Origin of the sequence: Pseudoflavonifractor sp. An44, assembly GCF_002161675.1 — a bacterium.
GTDB classification, from domain to species: Bacteria; Bacillota; Clostridia; order Oscillospirales; family Oscillospiraceae; genus Enterenecus; species Enterenecus faecium.
On record NZ_NFIH01000015.1, the window covers coordinates 51,271 to 69,660 of the forward strand.

The 18,390-nt window shown below is 59.3% G+C and carries 17 protein-coding genes; 9 read left to right on the plus strand and 8 right to left on the minus strand.

The genetic code is table 11. The features are described from left to right. Positions 1-14 precede the first annotated feature (14 nt). The 7 genes from ispG to pyrH all read right to left on the minus strand — a co-directional run bounded on the left by ispG (position 15) and on the right by pyrH (position 6,308). The gene (gene ispG, locus B5F98_RS08395; protein ID WP_087371405.1) at positions 15-1,052 is read right to left on the minus strand and encodes a flavodoxin-dependent (E)-4-hydroxy-3-methylbut-2-enyl-diphosphate synthase; all 1,038 of its coding nucleotides are present in this window, start codon (positions 1,050-1,052) and stop codon (positions 15-17) included. A gap of 24 nt (positions 1,053-1,076) precedes the next feature. Then, the gene (locus B5F98_RS08400; protein WP_242961633.1) at positions 1,077-2,123 is read right to left on the minus strand and encodes a M50 family metallopeptidase; all 1,047 of its coding nucleotides are present in this window, start codon (positions 2,121-2,123) and stop codon (positions 1,077-1,079) included. A gap of 35 nt (positions 2,124-2,158) precedes the next feature. Beyond that, positions 2,159-3,307, minus strand: coding sequence for a 1-deoxy-D-xylulose-5-phosphate reductoisomerase (locus B5F98_RS08405; RefSeq protein ID WP_087371408.1), 1,149 nt, complete (start codon positions 3,305-3,307; stop codon positions 2,159-2,161). A gap of 37 nt (positions 3,308-3,344) precedes the next feature. Further along, positions 3,345-4,169, minus strand: a complete 825-nt coding sequence (locus B5F98_RS08410; RefSeq protein ID WP_087231794.1) for a phosphatidate cytidylyltransferase — start codon at positions 4,167-4,169, stop codon at positions 3,345-3,347. 3 nt (positions 4,170-4,172) lie between these two features. Beyond that, complete coding sequence (locus tag B5F98_RS08415) at positions 4,173-4,916, minus strand: isoprenyl transferase (RefSeq protein WP_087371411.1); 744 nt, start codon at positions 4,914-4,916, stop codon at positions 4,173-4,175. A gap of 108 nt (positions 4,917-5,024) precedes the next feature. After that, positions 5,025-5,579 (minus strand): ribosome recycling factor, encoded by a 555-nt coding sequence (gene frr, locus B5F98_RS08420; protein ID WP_087231801.1) that lies wholly within the window; start codon positions 5,577-5,579, stop codon positions 5,025-5,027. Between the two features lie 12 nt (positions 5,580-5,591). Next, entirely contained in the window at positions 5,592-6,308 is a 717-nt protein-coding gene (pyrH, locus tag B5F98_RS08425) for a UMP kinase (protein ID WP_087231804.1), read from the minus strand. A 155-nt stretch (positions 6,309-6,463) separates the two neighbouring features. On the opposite strand from pyrH, the gene B5F98_RS08430 reads away from it, so the two are divergent. The 9 genes from B5F98_RS08430 (at position 6,464) to B5F98_RS08470 (ending at position 16,960) form a co-directional block, all read left to right on the plus strand. Next, positions 6,464-6,745, plus strand: coding sequence for a YlmC/YmxH family sporulation protein (locus B5F98_RS08430; RefSeq protein WP_087231807.1), 282 nt, complete (start codon positions 6,464-6,466; stop codon positions 6,743-6,745). Between the two features lie 170 nt (positions 6,746-6,915). Further along, on the plus strand, positions 6,916-7,647 hold the full coding sequence (gene rpsB / locus B5F98_RS08435; RefSeq protein ID WP_087231810.1) for a 30S ribosomal protein S2: 732 nt from the start codon (positions 6,916-6,918) through the stop codon (positions 7,645-7,647). A gap of 74 nt (positions 7,648-7,721) precedes the next feature. Continuing rightward, a complete protein-coding gene (gene tsf / locus B5F98_RS08440) occupies positions 7,722-8,636 on the plus strand; it encodes a translation elongation factor Ts (RefSeq protein ID WP_087231813.1) in 915 nt (304 codons plus the stop codon). A gap of 131 nt (positions 8,637-8,767) precedes the next feature. After that, positions 8,768-10,369: an MBL fold metallo-hydrolase gene (locus tag B5F98_RS08445; RefSeq protein WP_087371414.1), complete on the plus strand. Its 1,602-nt coding sequence runs from the start codon at positions 8,768-8,770 to the stop codon at positions 10,367-10,369. 33 nt (positions 10,370-10,402) lie between these two features. Further along, positions 10,403-11,743: a DUF1576 domain-containing protein gene (locus tag B5F98_RS08450; RefSeq protein ID WP_087371417.1), complete on the plus strand. Its 1,341-nt coding sequence runs from the start codon at positions 10,403-10,405 to the stop codon at positions 11,741-11,743. Positions 11,744-11,927: 184 nt separating this feature from the next. Then, positions 11,928-13,493 carry an ABC transporter substrate-binding protein gene (locus B5F98_RS08455; RefSeq protein ID WP_242961635.1) on the plus strand — a complete coding sequence of 522 codons (1,566 nt, stop codon included), beginning with the start codon at positions 11,928-11,930 and terminating at the stop codon, positions 13,491-13,493. After that, a complete protein-coding gene (locus B5F98_RS08460; RefSeq protein WP_242961636.1) occupies positions 13,430-14,467 on the plus strand; it encodes an ABC transporter permease in 1,038 nt (345 codons plus the stop codon). Before B5F98_RS08455 ends, B5F98_RS08460 begins: the two co-directional genes overlap by 64 nt. Continuing rightward, complete coding sequence (locus B5F98_RS08465; protein WP_087371422.1) at positions 14,464-15,261, plus strand: ABC transporter permease; 798 nt, start codon at positions 14,464-14,466, stop codon at positions 15,259-15,261. Before B5F98_RS08460 ends, B5F98_RS08465 begins: the two co-directional genes overlap by 4 nt. Before the next feature lie 10 nt (positions 15,262-15,271). Continuing rightward, complete coding sequence (locus B5F98_RS08470; protein WP_087371425.1) at positions 15,272-16,960, plus strand: ABC transporter ATP-binding protein; 1,689 nt, start codon at positions 15,272-15,274, stop codon at positions 16,958-16,960. Here B5F98_RS08470 and B5F98_RS08475 read toward each other — a convergent pair. Then, on the minus strand, positions 16,957-18,129 hold the full coding sequence (locus B5F98_RS08475) for an IS110 family transposase (protein ID WP_087371429.1): 1,173 nt from the start codon (positions 18,127-18,129) through the stop codon (positions 16,957-16,959). The two genes, B5F98_RS08470 and B5F98_RS08475, sit on opposite strands and share 4 nt — an antisense overlap. Positions 18,130-18,390 lie beyond the last annotated feature (261 nt).

Consider the following 18,390-nt stretch of genomic DNA (forward strand, 5'->3'; position numbering starts at 1 on the left):
AAATGTACTCCTTGTCACAGGGTATCAATAAGGGCCATGAGACGGGGAATGAGCTGGTCCTCCGGGACCTTGTCCACAATCTCCCCATGGAGGAAGAGCACGCCCTCCCCCTTGCCTCCGGCGATGCCCACGTCGGCGTGGCGGGCCTCTCCAGGTCCGTTGACCACACACCCCATCACAGCCACGGTGATGGGCTTGTCCACGCCCTTCAAAAGCTCCTCCACCTTGTGGGCCATGGGGATGAGGTCAATCTGGGTCCGGCCACAGGTAGGACAGGAGATGAGCTCCGGGCCGTCCTTACGCAGGCCCACCGCCTTGAGAATCTTCTTGGCCAGCACGATCTCCTCCACCGGGTCGGCGGTGAGGGTGACCCGAAAGGTGTCACCGATGCCCAGGCCCAGCAGGCCGCCAATGCCAGCGGCGGACTTGATGGAGCCAATGTCGGCAGTGCCCGCCTCGGTGACGCCCAGGTGCAGGGGGAAGTCATACTTCTGGGCCATGAGCTGATAGGCCCGCATGGTGGTGGGCACCGAGGAGGACTTCATGGAGATGCAGATGTCCTCAAAGCCGTACTTCTCCAGCAGGGCCACGTGGCCCAGGGCACTCTCCACCAGGGCCTCTGGGGTGGGGCCGCCGTATTTCTCCAGCAGGGGCTTCTCCAGAGAGCCGCCGTTGACGCCGATGCGGATGGGGATGCCCCGCTCCTTGCAGGCTTTGGCCACCGCTTCCACCCGGTCTTCCCCGCCAATGTTGCCGGGGTTGATGCGGATTTTATCAATGCCCCCCTCCACAGCGGTGAGGGCCAGCCGATAGTCGAAGTGGATGTCCGCCACCAGGGGCAGCGGGCTGCCCGCCTTCAAAGCGGCCACCGCCTGGGCGGCCCGCTCATCGGGGACGGCCACCCGGACGATCTCACAGCCAGCTGCCGCCAGGGCCCGAATCTGGGCCAGGGTGGCCTCCACGTCATGGGTGGGGGTGTTGGTCATGGATTGAATGGAGACGGGGGCGCCGCCTCCGATGGCGACGTTCCCCACATGAATTTGTCGAGTCATGCAAGGTCACTTCCTTTCCAGTATTTACACCACAATTTTCCACACATCCTGGAAGGCGATGAGAAGCATCACCACCAGCAGCAGCACCAGGGCCACAGCGTGGATATACCCCTCCAGCCGCTGGGGGATATGCCGCCGGAAAAAGAGGTACGAGATGGCGTTGAGCAGCACAAACAGCACTCGCCCGCCATCCAGAGCGGGAATAGGCAGCATGTTCATCACGGCCAGGTTTACAGCGATTAGAGCCATGATATAGAACACATTCTGGACGCCTACCAAAATGGAGTCGGACTGGGTGCCTACCTCAGACACCACGTCCACCACGCCGATAACGCCGGACATCTGGTCCACGCCCACGCGGCCGGTGACCAAGTCGCCCAGGCTCATCCAGACGATGCGCACAAAGTCAAAGGTCTGGGCGGTGGCCAGTTTCACCCTGCCCCAGATGGACAGATCGTCTACCTGCTCAAAGATCAGGCCAAACCCATAGGCGTCTTGACCGTCGTACTGGTATTCAAAGCGCTCCATGGGCAGGTCCTTGAGTACCACCTTCTCCCCGTCTCGCCGTACCGTCAGATCGATGCCATTGCCGTCGTTGCGGGAGAGGAACGTGAGCACATCCTCATAGACCCAGATACCGTGGCCATCCACGGAGAGGATTTCATCCCCCACCATAAGCCCCGACTCCCCTTCCAGCTGGAATCCGTCGGCCAGCTGGGTAATGACAGGCACCCGCACTTGGGTCACTCCCATATACAGCACCAGGACGATGACCAGGCCCATGAGAAAGTGCATGAACGAGCCCGCGCACAGGACAATGATCTTTTTCCAGGCGGGCTGGATGCTGAAGGCCCGCTCGTCCCCGGTGGCCTCGTCCTCCCCTTCCATGGCGCAGTAGCCGCCGACGGGGAAGGCCCGCAGGGAGTACTGAGTCTCGCCACGGGTACGGCTCCACAGCGCCGGACCCATACCGATGGCAAATTCATTCACTCGGATTCCCAACAGCTTGGCAGTGATAAAGTGCCCGAACTCGTGAATGGCAATCATCACGCCGAAGATGAGAATTGCCAAGAGAATAAAGAAGATTCGCTCCAAAGATATTCACCTCAAATTAACAAGTCACGGACTGCCTGCCGGGCGGCACGGTCTGCCTCCAGCACGTCCTCCAGGGTGTCGGCGGGTTTGGACGCCACCCGCTCCAACGCGCCCTCTACCAGCCGGGCAATGTCCAGGAAGGAGATCTTCTCCTCCAGGAACAGCTCCACTGCCACCTCGTTGGCCCCGTTGAGAATGGCCGTCGAGGTGCCGCCCTTCTGGGCGCACTCCAGAGCCAATCCCAGGCACCGGAAGGTGTCCGGGTCGGGCTTGGCGAAGGTCAGGGGCGGACAGGTAAGCAGGTCCAGCGGGGTGGCAGGGCCGGGGGTGCGCTCCGGCCAGGTCAAAGCGTACTGGATGGGCACCCGCATGTCTGCTGTGCCCAGCTGGGCCAGAATAGCACCGTCGTTGAACTCCACCAGAGAGTGGATGATGCTCTCCCGATGCACCACCACCTGAATCTGCTGGGGTGGCATGTGGTAGAGCCGCATGGCCTCGATAAACTCCAATCCCTTGTTCATCAACGTGGCGGAGTCGATGGTGATCTTAGCACCCATGGCCCAGTTGGGGTGGCGCAGCGCCTGGGCCCGGGTCACATGCTCCAGTTCCTCTCGTGTTTTTCCAAAGAAGGGGCCGCCGGAAGCGGTGATGATGAGGCGCTTCACCTCGCCCCGGTCCTTGCAGCCCTGGAGGCACTGGAAGATGGCGGAGTGCTCCGAGTCCACAGGGACGATCTCCGCCCCCTTCTCCTCTGCCCGGCGCATCACCAGGTCCCCGGCGCACACCAAGGTCTCCTTATTGGCCAGGGCAATGCGTTTGCCCTGGTCAATGGCCGCCAGAGTGGGCTCCAATCCGGCGATCCCCACCACGGCAGTGACCACGGTGTCCGCCTGGGGCAGCGTGGCAGCCTCCATCAGGCCCTCCCGGCCTCCCACCACCCGGATGGAGGTATCGGCAAGGCGCTGTTTCAAATCCTGAGCGGCGGATTCGTCCACCGCCGCCACCAGCTGGGGTTGGAACTGCCGGGCCTGCTGCTCGGCCAGCTCCACGCTGCGATTCACCGTCAGGGCCGCCACCTGGTGGCCGCAGACCTGGGCCACGTCCAGGGTCTGCCGACCGATGGAGCCGGTGGAGCCTAAAATGGATAAGGTTCGTTTCATGTTATCCCTCGATTTCTATATCTGGTCCAGGCCATGGTCACAGCACGGGGATGGCCTGGAGGATGAAGAGCACCACAGGGGCACAGAAAATCATACTGTCAAACCGGTCCAGCATTCCCCCATGTCCAGGGAGCAGGTGCCCATAGTCCTTGACCCCGAATTCCCGCTTGATGAAGGAGAAGGACAGGTCGCCCAGCTCGGTGGCCAGAGCGCCCACCAGTCCAGAGAGCACCAAGGGCAGGAAGTTGACCGGATTGTGGCTGATGGCCTGAATGACACCGCCATAGGCCAGCGCATAGAGCACACCAAAGACGAACCCCCCGATGTAGCCCTCCAGACTCTTGTTGGGGCTGACCTTGGTGATGCCCCGGTGTTTGCCAAAAAACACGCCCACAAAGTAGGCCCCTGCATCGGTGACAAAGGCCATAAGCACCGCAAAGAGCACCCAATACTCTCCATGGTCCATCATTTTCAGCAAGACCAGAGCGGACAGGCCCAGAGGAATGAGGACACCGGAGAACAGGGTGAGCATCACATGGTAAAAGCCAATGGGTGCCGTCCCCTCGTCATAGGCCCGAATGGCGCACCAAAAGGACACGGCCATCACCACAAAGGTACACACGCTTACTGTGGTGGTTCCCTTCCCCATCCAGCAACCCAGGGGGATCAGAGCGGCAGAGAGCACCGCAACACAGGTCATCCAGGGGGAGACTTTATCCTCCCCGGCCGCCCGCAGCAGCTCAAAAGAAGCAGCGGCGGCAATGGCTGCCACCACAATGGACCAAATCAGGGGCGAGCTGGGCAGCATGGCCAGCAACAGCAGAGGGACCAACACCACTGCAACCGCAATTCGTACCAGCATCCCTTACACCCCTCCAAATCGCCGGGAGCGATTCTGAAAATCGGCAATTGCCCGCAGCAACTCCTCTTTGGTGAAGTCGGGCCACAGCACGTCGGTAAAGTAAAACTCAGAGTAGGCGGACTGCCACAGCAGGAAGTTGGAAATGCGCACCTCGCCGCTGGGACGAATCACAAGGTCCGGGTCGGGCACGCCAGCCGAATAGAGCAGATCGCCCAGAGCATCCTCGGTGAGATCCTCAGGATTCGCCTGCCCCTGCTGGCACCGACGGGCAAACTCCGTCGCCGCCCGGATGATCTCCGCCCGGCCGCCGTAGTTGAAGCAGATGTTCACCTGGCAGCCGTCATAGCCCTTGGAAATCTCCTCCGTCTGATGACACAGCTCTTGGAGTTTCGGACTCAGCGGGGACAGGTCTCCGAAAAAGGCCATTTTCACCTTGTCCTTGGCCATGGTCTCAATGGCCTCTTTGAGATACCGCTCCAACAGGCCCATGATGGAGGACACCTCATCCTCCGGCCGCTTCCAGTTCTCCGTGGAAAAGGCATACACCGTCAGGTACTCCAGCCCCAGCTCCTTGGCATAGGTGGCAATGGTGCGGAAGGTCTCCGCCCCGGCGGCGTGTCCCGCCTTGCGGGGCAGGCCCCGCTTTTTGGCCCAACGGCCGTTGCCGTCCATGATGATGGCAATATGCCTGGGCAAATGGCTCATATCTACCTGGGGCGCCTGGGTTTTACGATTAAATAACGCCATATTCACGCATCCTAATCTATTTCAAAGTATGGACATTCCATCCCAAAAATACAACACAAGCGGGGCGTACCTTCGCCCCGCTGGTATTGTATGGTACAACGGTGTCAATTACACCGCCATGAGCTCCTTTTCCTTCTCTGCGGTGAGAGCGTCGATCTCCTTGCACCGCTTGTCGGTGATGGTCTGAATCTCATCCTCGTAGTCCTTGTACTGGTCCTCGGTGATCTCAGACTTCTTCTTCAAATCCTTGAAGTGCTCCATGGCGTCCCGGCGGATGTTGCGGATGGCAACCTTACCGCTCTCGCCATACTTGCGCACCTGGCGGGTCAACTCCATACGGCGCTCCTCGGTAAGCTGGGGGAAGGACAGGCGGATGACACGGCCGTCGTTCTGGGGGTTGATGCCCAGATCGGAGCACAGAATGGCCCGCTCAATCTCCTTAAGCAGGGAGCCGTCCCAGGGCTGGATGGCCAGGGTGCGGGGGTCCGGGGTGGAAATGCTGGCCACCTGCTGAATGGGGGTGGGAGTACCATAGTATTCCACCTGGATGCGGTCCAGAACACCCGCGTTGGCACGGCCAGCGCGGACACCGGCGAAATCGCTCTTGACCACCTCAATGGTCTTGACCATCTTTCCGTCAAAGGGCTTGCACAGTTCCGTCATGGTTCTTCCTCCTTAATCCTTTACAATGGTACCAATCTTCTCACCACGGGCCACGCGGAGAATGTTCTCCGGGTCCTTCAGGGCAAACAGGACCACGGGGATCTTGTTGTCCATGGACAGAGAGGTGGCTGTGGAGTCCATCACCTGCAGGTGCTGGGCCAGAATATCGTCATAGGTAATGGTGTCGTACTTCACCGCATTGGGGTCCAGATTGGGGTCGGCGGAGTACACACCGTCCACGTTCTTAGCCAGCAGGATGACGTCGGCGTCAATTTCAGCGGCCCGCAGCACAGCGGCAGTGTCGGTGGAGAAGAAGGGGTTGCCGGTACCACAGCCGAAAATCACCACGCGGCCCTTCTCCAGGTGCCGGATGGCACGGGAGCGGATGTAGGGCTCGGCCATGGCCCGCATCTCAATGGCGGTCTGCACCCGCACGTCCACCCCCTTCTGCTCCAGGATATCCGCCAGGGCCAGACAATTAATGGTGGTGGCCAGCATACCCATGTGGTCGGCACGGGTGCGCTCCCGCATGCCCTTGCCGTCCTTCAGGCCGCGCCAGAAGTTGCCGCCGCCCACCACGACGCCGATCTCAATCCCAGCCTTGTTGCACCGGGCGATGGCATCGCACACGCTGTCAATCACATCAAAATCCAGCCCACGGCCAGCATCCCCGGCCAGAGCTTCACCACTGACCTTCAGCAGGACTCGTTTATACTTCCATTCATTCATGGGGTGATACCTCCGAATTTTGTTATCAGCCCTATTTTAATACAGAATCTCCTTCTTGCCTAGTGGGAAAATTAATTTTTTCCCAAATCTCCTGGTCTCTCCCCTGCATACCGCAAAACCCGGGGGGATACATATAGAATATAGGAGGGAATACTATGATCTGCAACATTTCTGACCTACAATATAAGGAAGTCATTGATATTGCCGACGGGACGCGGTACGGATACATCGGGGATGTGGAGATCGATGCCCAAAATGGCACCATTGAAAGCGTCATCATCTCGGGAAAACCCCGGTGGTTTGGCCTTCTGGGCCGGGAACCGGATACCGTGTTCCCCTGGTCCTCCATCACCCGATTCGGCGAGGACCTCATTTTGGTGGACGGTCGGCAGCGCCGTCAGGAGGCTAAACCGGATACCAAGCCCCGGCATCCATAAATTTATCGCAAAAAGAAGAAAAAACCACTTGCATATCCCGGGATTCTATGGTAGAATTTCAGGGCATTCCGCACGGGGGCGGATTTTTCGTCATGTGCTTTCCTTTGGAAGGTTGGCGCAAGAGATGAGGCTCCCGGAGGTAGTAACTAAATTTTAGGAGGAACTAAACAATGGCAGTCGTATCTATGAAGCAGCTGCTGGAGGCCGGCGTGCACTTCGGCCACCAGACCCGTCGGTGGAACCCCAAGATGGCCACCTACATCTACACCGAGCGCAATGGTATCTATATCATTGACCTGCAGAAGACCGTGAAGAAGCTGGAGGAGGCCTACTCCTTCGTGCGTGACATCGCCGCCAACGGCCAGTCCCTGCTCTTCGTGGGCACCAAGAAGCAGGCTCAGGAGGCCATCAAGGAAGAGGCTTCCCGCTGCGGTATGTACTACGTCAACGCCCGTTGGCTGGGCGGCATGATGACCAACTTCAAGACCATGCGCACCCGCGTGGACCGTCTGAACCAGCTCAAGAAGATGCAGGAGGACGGCACCTTCGACATGCTCCCCAAGAAGGAAGTCATGAAGCTGCTGGGCGAGATCGAGAAGCTGGAGAAGTACCTGGGCGGCGTCGTGGAGATGAAGAAGCTCCCCGGTGCTCTGTTCGTGGTTGACCCCCGCAAGGAGCGCAACGCCATCAACGAGGCCCGCAAGCTGAACATCCCCATCGTGGCTATCGTGGACACCAACTGCGATCCCGACGAGATCGACTACGTGATTCCCGGCAACGATGACGCTATCCGCGCCATCAAGCTCATCTCCTCTGTCATGGCCAACGCCGTGCAGGAGGGCCGCCAGGGTGTGGACGCTGCTCCCGCCGCTGAGGCTGCTGAGGCTCCCGCTGCTGAGTAATCAGTGATTGGTTGGCGCCCGTCCCGTCGGGCGGGCGCCAATTCGTTTATTTACAAATTTGGAGGGAATATACTATGGGTATTACCGCTAAGGACGTACAGAAGCTGCGCGAAATGACCGGCGTCGGCATGATGGACTGCAAGAAGGCTCTCACCGAGGCCGAGGGCGACATGGACAAGGCCATCGAGATTCTGCGTGAGAAGGGTCTGGCTGCTTCCGCCAAGAAGGCTGGCCGTATTGCCGCCGAGGGTATGGCTTACGCCGCTGTCATCGACGGCGTGGGCGTGGTGGTCGAGGTCAACGCCGAGACCGACTTCGTGGGCAAGAACGAGAAGTTCGTCAACTTCGTCAAGGGCGTGGCCGCCACTGTGGCTGCCTGCAACCCCGCCGACCTGGACGCTCTGATGGCCTGCAAGTACGACGGCACCGACCTGACCGTCCAGGAGCAGCAGCAGGAGATGGTTCTGGTCATCGGTGAGAACATCAAGGTCCGCCGCTTTGCCCGCTTCGCTGAGGGCTTCTGCGTGCCCTACATCCACGCTGGCGGCAAGATCGGCGTGCTGGTCTCCCTGAACGTGGAGGGCGACATCGACGCCACCGAGATTGGCAAGGACGTGGCCATGCAGATCGCTGCTCTGAACCCCCGCTTCTGGGACAAGAGCCAGGTCACCGAGGACGTGCTGGCTGAGGAGAAGAAGATCATGCTGGTGCAGATGGCCAACGATCCCAAGATGGCCAACAAGCCCGACCAGGTCAAGGAGAAGATCGTGGACGGCAAGCTCAACAAGTTCTACTCCGAGAACTGCCTGCTCCAGCAGGAGTTCGTCAAGGACGGCGACATGACTGTGGAGAAGTATATCGCTTCCGCTGCCAAGGCTCTGGGCGGCACTGTCACCTTCCGTGACGCCGTGCGCTTCGAGAAGGGCGAGGGCATCGAGAAGAAGCAGGAGAACTTCGCTGAGGAGATCGCCAAGCAGCTGGCTAAGTAATTTTATTTGCCAACCTTTTTCGGGGATGCAGGTTTCACCGCCTGCATCCCCTTTTCTTTTGTGCACTTCTTTACAAACCAGCGGGAATGGATTACAATGCTATTAGAAGTATTGCATAGGAGGTGCTCTGGATGAAGCTCACATTTTTCGGTGCAGCCAAGGCCGTCACCGGCAGCTGCCACTGTGTGGAGTGCAACGGATACAAGGTGCTCATTGACTGCGGCTTGCAGCAGGGGCGGGATGAGATCGACAACACCCAGCTGGACTTCATGCCCAGCTACATTCAGGATGTCATTGTCACCCACGCCCACATTGACCACTCCGGCCGCATTCCCCTGCTCATCAAGCAGGGATTTGGCGGAAACATCTACTGCACCCGCCTCACCGCCCAACTGCTGGACATTATGCTGCGGGACTCCGCCCACATCCAAGAGAGTGACGCCAAGTGGGAAAACCAGAAGGGCCAGCGGGCCGGACGTCCCCCGGTGGAGCCCCTGTACACGCTGGCCGATGTGGAGCGCACCCTCCGCCACCTGGTGGTGTGCGAATACGGCCAAGAGATCCAGGTCAATGACGACATCAAGCTCCGCTTCACCGACGCCGGGCACCTGCTGGGCTCGGCCAGCGCCGAGCTGTGGCTGACCGAGAACGGCGAGACCAAAAAGATCGTCTTCTCCGGGGACATTGGCAACCGGGAGCAGCCCATCATCCGGGACCCCCAGTTCATCTCGGAAGCGGACTATGTGGTCACGGAGAGCACCTACGGGGACCGTCTCCACGACATGGACGTAGACCCGGACTACACCGGAGATTTGGCCGCCCTCATTGACGAGACCCTCTCCAAAGGCGGAAATGTGATCATCCCCTCCTTTGCGGTGGGCCGCACCCAGGAGCTTCTGTACTTTATGCGTGAGATGAAGGAGCAGGGCCTGGTGCGCAGCGTTCCCGATTTTCAGGTGTATGTGGACTCCCCCCTGGCTGGCGCCGCCACCCGGATTTTCTCCGGCGATCTCCACGGCTATCTGGACGAAGAGGCCATTGAGGCCCTGAAGGGCGGCGCTCTGTTCCAATTTTCCGGCCTCAACATCACCGAGTCCACTCAGGAGTCCATGGCCCTGAACTCGGACCCCAACCCCAAGGTCATCATCTCTGCCTCGGGCATGTGTGATGCCGGGCGTATCCGCCACCACCTCAAGCACAACCTGTGGCGGGAGGAGTGCGCTGTGGTGTTTGTGGGCTATCAGGCTGAGGGCAGCTTGGGTCGGCGGCTTCTGGACGGGGTAACACACGTCAAGCTCTTCGGTGAGGAGATCTCGGTGCGGGCCCGCATCGTCAACTTCCCCGGTCTCTCCTCCCATGCCGATAAAAACGGCCTCATCGCCTGGATTCAGGCCTATCACCCCCTGCCCCAGCACGTCTTTGTGGTCCACGGCGAGAGCAGCGTCACCGAGCACTACGCCCAGACCCTCCGGGACCTGGGCTTCCAGGCCCACTCCCCCAACTACGAGGAGGTCTACGACCTGCTCCAGAATCGGATGCTGGCCCCCGGTGTCATTCTGGAGCGGAAGCCCGCCACGGCGCTGCCCGCCCCCGGCTCTCCTGCCTACCGCCGTCTGGAGGATGTGGGCAAGCGGCTGATGGAGGTCATCGCCCACAACAAGGGCGGCTCCAACAAGGATTTGGGCAAGTTCGCCGACCAGATTCGGGCCCTCATCGACAAATGGGATCGTTGATGCACTCCAATAGGTAAGGAGACGAAACACTCTATGCACGTACCCCACGTACACCGCCGAAACGCCGCCCTGCTCCCAGCTGCCGCTGGATTTGGCGCACTTCTGCTGGTGTTTGGCCTATTTCATTCACAAAATCTTTTTCAGGGTCTATGGACCATGCTTAGCCATGAGGACGTACTCATCACCGACTATGTAGCTCTGTGCGGAACCGGCCCTGCGTTTGTCAACGCAGGGCTGGTCACCCTCATTGCCGTGGCCATCTTCTATCTGGTGGGCGAGACGCCCAACGGCTCCACCCTGGTCACCATCAGCCTCATGGCGGGCTTTTCCCTGTTTGGCAAAAATATTCTCAACATCTGGCCCATTCTCTTTGGCACCGCCCTCTATGCCCTCTGGCGGAAAGAGCCCTTTTCCAAGTACGTCAACGTGGCCATGTTGGGCACTTCCCTGGCCCCCATGGTCAGCTTCATGGGCTGTGACGTGTCCCCCTGGCTGGGGGCCGTGGTGGGCTTGCTCATCGGCTTTCTCATTGCCCCGGTATCCGAGTACGCCTTCCGCATCCAAAATGGCATGAATCTGTACTCCACCGGCTTTGCCTGCGGACTGGTGGCCATGATCTTTGTTCCCATCTTCAAAGCCTTAGGCCTGAATCCCGCCTCCCACCTGATCTGGTCCACGGGGAACAATCTCACCTTCGGCATCTTTCTAGCTGTGGTGTGTATCATCCTCATTGTGGCTGGGCTCATCCCCACCCCCAGCGCCACCTTGCGGGGCTACTGGCGGCTGCTCCACACCTCTGGCCGTGCCCCCAGCGACTACCTGCGTGTGTTCGGCCACGGGCCCGTTCTGGTGAACATCGGCGTCAATGGACTGTTTGCCATGGTATACATTCTGGTCACGGGCGGAGACTTGAACGGACCCACCCTAGGCGGAATTTTCACCATCATGGGCTTTTCCGCCTACGGAAAGCACCTGCGCAACATCGCCCCAGTGATGATTGGAGTACTGCTGGGCAGCACCTTCCTCCACGTCTCCGCCAGCCACGAGTCGCTCCAGCTGGCCTCCCTGTTTGGCACCGCCCTGGCCCCCTTCTCCGGGGTGTTCGGCTGGCCCTTTGGGGTGGTGGCCGGACTCATCCACTCGGCGGTGGTGCTCCAGGCCGGGCTGCCCCTGGAAGGCATGAACCTGTATAACAACGGCTTTTCTGCAGGCTTGGTGGCCCTGGTGCTCTATCCGGTGATCACATCCCTGTTCCGCCACCGCCGTCCCACCCTCCAGGACGAGGACCTGTTTGAAATTTACGAGGACGACACGCCTCAATCCCAGGAGTTGCTGGCCGCCCATGCCCATGACGGCATGGAAGACCCTCTGTGACGTTGACATGGGACGCCCAATCTGATAAAATAATCCTCAGATTGTCGAAGCAATCCTCTGGGCTGTCAGAAGACGGCCGTTGCCATATCCCCGCCACACCACAAGATTGGATGAATGAGAAGTTCATCAGGAGCACCAGGAGGTGTTCTTGATGAACTTTTTTATTGTTCTAGGAGGACCAACCATGCACACAAAACCCATCATCGCCCTCACCTGTGCCGCCGCCTTAGCCCTGTGCGCCGGATGTACGGCCTCTCCCCCCTCGTCCACACCTGCCAACTCCCAGTATTCCGTGTCTACCCTCAAACTGGAGGGAGGCACCGACTGGGGCGCTCCCAACCCGTTCCTCTGCCAGTCTCGAGGCCCCGGCACCGCTAAAATGAAGCTGGTCTACGGCAGCCTGCTGGAAAAAGACGAGGAGGGGGACGTGTCCTGGCTGGCCGAGAGCTGGACGGTGGACGGCAGCGACTACACCTTCACCCTCTTTGAAACCGCCACCTTCCAGGATGGGGAGCCCCTCACCGCCCAGGACGTGGCCTTTACCCTGGACTACTACCGAGAGCACCCCCCAGTCTCCAATCCCCTGGGCGTAGGCGAGGACTTCCTGGTGGACCACTACACGGTGGTGGACGACCACACCATTACCCTGACGGTGGACGAGCCCGACGCCGACACCCTGTCCAATCTGGGCAGCTTTGTCATCCTCCCCCAGCACATCTGGTCCGAGGTAGAGGACCCCTACTCCTACACCGGGGATGGCTATCTGGTGGGCAGCGGAGCCTTCTCCTGTACCCAATACGACGGAGCCACCGGGCTATATGAGTTCACCGCCTACGAGGGGTGGTGCAATGGAACACAGGGGGCGGAGAAAATCCAGTTTATCCCCGTCAGCGACCCTCTGCTGGCCTTTGACGCCGGGGAGCTGGACATCACCTCCCTGCCCGCCGACTTGAAAGACAGCTACCTCAGTGACCCCAACATCTCGCTGGTGGACAAGGCCAACGACATGGGCTACAAGCTGCTGATCAACTACGAGAAGTGCCCTCAGTTTTTAGACCTCACCTACCGCCAGGCGGTATACGCCGCCATTGACCGCCAGAGCGTGGTGGACAACGTGTTCCGTGGGGCGGGTACCGTGGGCAGTGCGGGCTATGTCCCCCAGGGAAGTATCTTCTACAATGAGAATGTGGTGCAGTACGACTATGACCCCCAAAAGGCCCAGGAGGTGTTGGGCGGTCAAAATCTGTCTGTCACCCTTCTCTGCGGCAATAGCGCCGACGACCTGGCCATTGCTGAGATCATCAAAAACGGTCTCACCCAGGCAGGCATGACCGTGTCCGTCACCGCCTACGACTCCGCTACCCGGGATGATACCATCAACCAGGGCGCCTATGAGTTTGCCCTGGTGGACAATGGCGGCTGGGGCAACAATCCCCCCACCTACATGCGCACCCTCTTCTCCGATATCTCCAAGTTCTCCGGCACCAATCCCCACTCCATGGGGGCCATCGGCTACTCCAATGAGGAGATGACCCGTCTGGCCGAAGGTCAGCAGTACGAGACCGACTTTGACCAGCGCTTGGCCATATTCCAGGAGCTGGAGCTGCTGGTGAGCCAGGAGATTCCCATCCTTGTCATTGCCAACCAATCCACCTATTCCATGTATCGAAAGGACTACTACGACGGATGGATGAAAACCTACGCCTATCAGCAGGCCGAACAAAACCGACTCTCCTACATGGAGCGCTGACGGCCTCCATAACCCGCCGCATCCTGCTGCTCCTGCTCTCCTGTGCGGCCATCTACCTGCTCAACTTCTTCATTCCCCGTCTCATGCCGGGAGACCCCTTTGACTACACCGCCTCTGGGTCCGGGGAGGATGTGGCTGTGGTCTACACCCAGGAGCAGAAGGAACTGCTGCGGGAATACTACGGCCTGGACAAGCCCTGGCCCCAGCAGCTGGTGGACACTGTGGTGCGCAATCTCCACGGGGATTTGGGCCAGAGCATCCACTATAAACGCCCGGTGGCGGACATTCTCCTGGAGCGTCTGCCCTGGAGCCTGTGGATGATGGGGGCTTCCCTGCTGTTAAGCCTCATTCTGGGGGTTGGGCTGGCCCTGGTCTGTGTGGGCACCCGGCATGGACACCGCATTTTGGCTCCTGCCCTCTCCGCCCTGGCGGAACTCCCGCCCTTTCTCACGGGTGTGCTCCTGCTGTTTCTGGTGGCGGCCCGGGTAGCCTGGATTCCTCTGTCAGGAGCGGTGACTCCCTTCGCCCAGTACTCTTCCCTATGGCAGCAGCTAGGTGATATTCTGCTCCACAGTCTCATGCCCATTGCCGCCCTGACTCTGGTGACCTGCCCCAAGTTCTTTTTCACCGCCTGGGCCAGCTTCTCCTCCGTGCTTGAGCAGCCATACATGATAAACGCGAAGGCCAAAGGACTGCGAAAACGGCGGGTGTGGCCCTTCTACCTCCTGGCCAACAGCATTACCCCAATTGTAGCCCGGCTCTTTCTCTCGGTGGGCTCTACCGTGGGAGGTACCATTCTGGTGGAAAACGTCTTTGCCTATCCGGGCCTGGGCACCGTCTTACGGGAGGCAGTGACCTACCGGGACTACCCCATGATTCAGGGGGTATTTCTCCTCTCTGCCCTGCTGGTACTGGTGAGTCTCACCCTGGCAGACCTGTGCAACCACGCCGTGGAGCGGGAGGTGGAGCCATGAAAAAAAGCCTGCTCATCCCTCTCACCCTCTTTCTTGTGCTGACCCTGGTCTTTCTCTGGGGCGTCACCTTCTATCCCTGGGATGCCGCTCTCCCCTCTGGGAACTCCCTCCAGCCCCCCTCTGCCTCTCACTGGCTGGGCACTGACAACCTAGGGGTGGATGTATTCGCCCAAATCTCCGCCGGATTTTTCCGCAGTATGGGCATTGGTGTCATGACCGCCCTTTGTACCTTCCTGCTGGGAGGCGGATTGGGCACGGCGGCGGGACTGCTGGGCGGCTGGGTGGACCACGTCATAGGACTGCTCATTCAGATCTTTCTCTCCATTCCCCAGCTGCCAGTGATGATCGTGCTGGGGGCCTTTCTGGGTCAGAACACCTGGAACATCATCTGGATTCTCTGCCTGTTCTCCTGGGCCCCGGTGGCCAAGGTGATGCGGGCCAAAACCCGTTCGGTGTGTCACCGCCCCTATGTGGCCATGGCCAAAGTGTATGGCGGCGGGCTCTGGTACCTCATCCGCACCCATCTAGCTGGAGACCTGCTCCCCCTACTGTCGGTGAACGCCCTGGGGGTGGTGGGGAAGTCCATCCTTCAGGAGTCCTCCCTGGCCTTTCTGGGCCTGTCCGACCCCCTGGCCCGGTCCTGGGGGCTGATGATTGCCCGGGCCACCCAGTTTCCCGGCATTTACCGCACCCCGTTCTGGCTCTGGTGGCTGCTGGCCCCCGTGGGGGCCACGGTGGTGTCCACTTTACTGCTGCGCCTGATGGTGCAGGCCATTCAATTACCCAAATCCTAGGAGGGGTACCGTGCTGCTTCAAGTTCAAGAACTCTCTGTGTCCTACCCACAATTTCACCTACACCCACTCAGCTTCCAGCTGGACCGGGGGGAAATTCTCTCCGTCATCGGAGAATCCGGCAGCGGGAAGACCTCGCTGGTCCAGGCCATCTCCTGCTTGCTCCCCCCAGAGGGCAAGGTAGGGGGCCAGGTGCTCCTCCACGGGGTGGATTTTCTCACCATGCGGGAGGCTCAGCGCCGCAAACTACGCATGAAGACCCTCTCTGTGGCATTTCAAAACTCAGTCCAGTGGCTCAATCCCAAGCTGACCCTGGCCCAGCACCTCCGCGAGGTGCTGGCTCAGGCCTATTCCCCAGACCAATGTATCACAAAAGCCCATGCCCTCATGGAACTGGTGGGGCTGTCGCCGGACGACCTGTCCCTCCGTCCCCACCAGCTGTCCGGGGGCATGGTGCAGAAATTTTTATTGGCCAACGCCGTGGCCCTGGACCCGGAACTGGTGCTGCTGGATGAACCCACCGCCAGTCTGGACCCGGAGTCCTGCGCTGCCGTGCGCTCTGCCATTGAGACGCTGCGGGACACCTTAGGCACCGCCTTTCTGGTGGTCACCCACGACATGGGGCTGGCTCAGTCCCTGGGCGGGCGCACCATGGTGCTCTACCAGGGCCATGTAGAGGAGGCAGGGCCCACAAGAGACATTCTGGACCGTCCCCGGCACCCCTACACCCGGGGCCTGCTCCAGTCCGCCGTCACTCTCAATCCTCTACGGGACCTGTGGGGCATCCGCCCCAACACCGCCCAGGAGCAGCCAGGCCACCACTGCTGTCCCTTTTACGGGCGGTGCACCCAGAGCATTCCGCTGTGCGGTGAGAGGGCTCCAAACCTGGAAACCCAGCCAGATGGGCGGGCTCTGGCCTGCCACCGGGGCGGCATTGTGCCCCTGCTCTCCTGCCATAACCTATCCCACGCCTATGGAGCCACTCCGGTGCTGAACCACGTAGACCTCACCCTATATGCCGGGGAGATCGTGTCTTTGGTAGGCCGCTCCGGGGCGGGCAAAACCACCTTGGCCCACCTGCTGTCCGGTCTGCTCCCCTGCCCCGCCCACAGCTCCATCCGTTTTCAGGGGCAGGAACAGGACCTGCTCCCTCTCCATCGGCAGCTGGGCGGCATCCAGATGGTACTCCAGGACAGCCAAGCCGCCCTCAATCCTCACCTGACCGTGGAGGAGGCGGTGTCCGAACCCATGCGTCTGGCCAAGGTCTATGACCCTCAGCGCCTTTCTCAGGCCCTGGAGGATGTGGGCCTGTACACCTGTGACAGCTTCTACCGCCGCAAGGTGGGCGCACTATCTGGGGGCCAGAAACAGCGTCTGGCCCTGGCCCGGGCCCTCACCATGGAGCCTGCGGTGCTGCTGGCAGACGAGCCCACCTCCATGCTGGACCCCTCCGCCAAGGCAAACCTGCTGCGTATGCTCAAGGGCCTGCAATACCGCCGGGGCTTCTCCATGCTGATGATCACCCACGACCTGTACAGCGCCTGTAAGATCTCCGACCACATCTATCTGCTGGATAGCGGTACTCTGCACCCAGTGAGCCCCGAACAGGTTCTACACCCCGAACAGGTTCTACACACGGATTTCACATCCATCTTTACCTACAAGACCGGCTATAAAGGGTTGTCAAGAGAAGATTTCTAAATAGCTGGGGAATAGGGGGTATTGTCACGAAGGACAGCGAAGATGATATTCACCATTTTGCGGGAAACATGTCCCAGTGCTGTGAGATGGGATTTCCCTTCAGAGCGTTTGCGCTGGTAGTAGACAGAGATGGAAGGGTCTTTGAAGGCAGCGATAGTTGCAGCAAGCCAAATAGCCCGGCGCAGATAAGGCGAGCCACGTTTGGACATATGGACATGGCTGCCAACAAAGTTACCAGACTGTTTCATAGTCGGATCAATACCGGCAAAGGCGGCTAGTTTGCCCGGTGACGCAAATTTGCGGATATCGCCAATTTCACTGAGGATTGTAGCCGCAAGGGTTGGGCCAATACCTGTAATGGTGGTAAGTTGGTTGTCAAAAGCAGAAAGCAAACGTGCGATTTCTGTGTCGATTCTATCAACCTGTTTTTCCACGAAGCGAATCTGTTCGATGTATTGGCGGATGAGAAGGGCAATGGAATCGGAAGCCAGCAGGATCCCGAAGGAATTGCGTGCGGTGTTTTGAATCTCCTGGGCTTTCTCAATGCCATGGTGACCACGGCTGGCGGTGTAAATCGTCTCTGCCAGTTTGGCCGTATCAACGGCAAGCAGTTCTTCCGGTGTCGTGTATTCGGAGAGAAGTTGTAAAGAAGTCTTTCCAAAGGTATTGGTAAAAAGGTTTTCATACTCAGGGAACACCTGATCCAGCAACGCGATTACTTTCCGCTTTAGATCCGAAACAGAATCAACGATCCAGAAGCGATGGCGGCATAGTTCCCGCAATGCATGGAGTTCCGGTGCTGAAACAGCAGTTTCACAAAAGCGTCCGAAGCGGATGACCTCGGCAATGATAAATGAGTCTCTGCTGTCATTCTTAGCCTGGCGGATATACATTCCCCGCAGAGCATCTGACTGAACAGCGTTGATTACATGGACGGCGTACCCCTCATGACACAAATGGGTGTAAAGCGCCAGCCAGTAGTGCCCGGTAGCTTCCATTCCAAAGACGACATCATCCGCTCCTGAGATGTTCTTTACCCAATCCATCAGTTTGTTGAAGCCGGTATGAGAGTTGGCAAAACGAATGGGCTTTCCATACTGTTTTCCCGCTGCATTCATGATACTGGCTTCATGATTACGTTTGCCGATGTCGATGCCTACGATGTACATGCAGAACACTCCTTTGGTTCAGGTTTCGTATGGCTGCGCCTCTCGTTCTCCACGGGTCATACCCTACTGCGAAATGAGAAGACAGCTCACATCGGGCTGCTTCATCCGGCTCATCAATGAAATCCCGTGAAGGGAGAGGTTCCACTCTTGTATTCAGCGGACTCTGCCGCAAGGAGGGAAAGGAAGCCTCACCCATACGACGGTATTATATCATCAGCCTACTGGCTGCTGATACCAAATCTTAATCTTTATAGTAGGAGG

Excerpts from the sequence above, each read along its gene's own strand:
- tsf (WP_087231813.1), top strand. The coding sequence starts at position 7,722 with ATGGGTATTACCGCTAAGGACGTACAGAAGCTGCGCGAAATGACCGGC.
- B5F98_RS08455 (WP_242961635.1), top strand. The coding sequence starts at position 11,928 with ATGCACACAAAACCCATCATCGCCCTCACCTGTGCCGCCGCCTTAGCC.
- B5F98_RS08460 (WP_242961636.1), top strand. The coding sequence starts at position 13,430 with ATGGATGAAAACCTACGCCTATCAGCAGGCCGAACAAAACCGACTCTC.
- pyrH (WP_087231804.1), bottom strand. The coding sequence starts at position 6,308 with ATGAATGAATGGAAGTATAAACGAGTCCTGCTGAAGGTCAGTGGTGAA.
- frr (WP_087231801.1), bottom strand. The coding sequence starts at position 5,579 with ATGACGGAACTGTGCAAGCCCTTTGACGGAAAGATGGTCAAGACCATT.
- B5F98_RS08445 (WP_087371414.1), top strand. The coding sequence starts at position 8,768 with ATGAAGCTCACATTTTTCGGTGCAGCCAAGGCCGTCACCGGCAGCTGC.
- B5F98_RS08430 (WP_087231807.1), top strand. The coding sequence starts at position 6,464 with ATGATCTGCAACATTTCTGACCTACAATATAAGGAAGTCATTGATATT.
- rpsB (WP_087231810.1), top strand. The coding sequence starts at position 6,916 with ATGGCAGTCGTATCTATGAAGCAGCTGCTGGAGGCCGGCGTGCACTTC.
- B5F98_RS08465 (WP_087371422.1), top strand. The coding sequence starts at position 14,464 with ATGAAAAAAAGCCTGCTCATCCCTCTCACCCTCTTTCTTGTGCTGACC.
- B5F98_RS08405 (WP_087371408.1), bottom strand. The coding sequence starts at position 3,307 with ATGAAACGAACCTTATCCATTTTAGGCTCCACCGGCTCCATCGGTCGG.
- B5F98_RS08450 (WP_087371417.1), top strand. The coding sequence starts at position 10,403 with ATGCACGTACCCCACGTACACCGCCGAAACGCCGCCCTGCTCCCAGCT.
- B5F98_RS08415 (WP_087371411.1), bottom strand. The coding sequence starts at position 4,916 with ATGGCGTTATTTAATCGTAAAACCCAGGCGCCCCAGGTAGATATGAGC.
- ispG (WP_087371405.1), bottom strand. The coding sequence starts at position 1,052 with ATGACTCGACAAATTCATGTGGGGAACGTCGCCATCGGAGGCGGCGCC.
- B5F98_RS08475 (WP_087371429.1), bottom strand. The coding sequence starts at position 18,129 with ATGTACATCGTAGGCATCGACATCGGCAAACGTAATCATGAAGCCAGT.
- B5F98_RS08410 (WP_087231794.1), bottom strand. The coding sequence starts at position 4,169 with ATGCTGGTACGAATTGCGGTTGCAGTGGTGTTGGTCCCTCTGCTGTTG.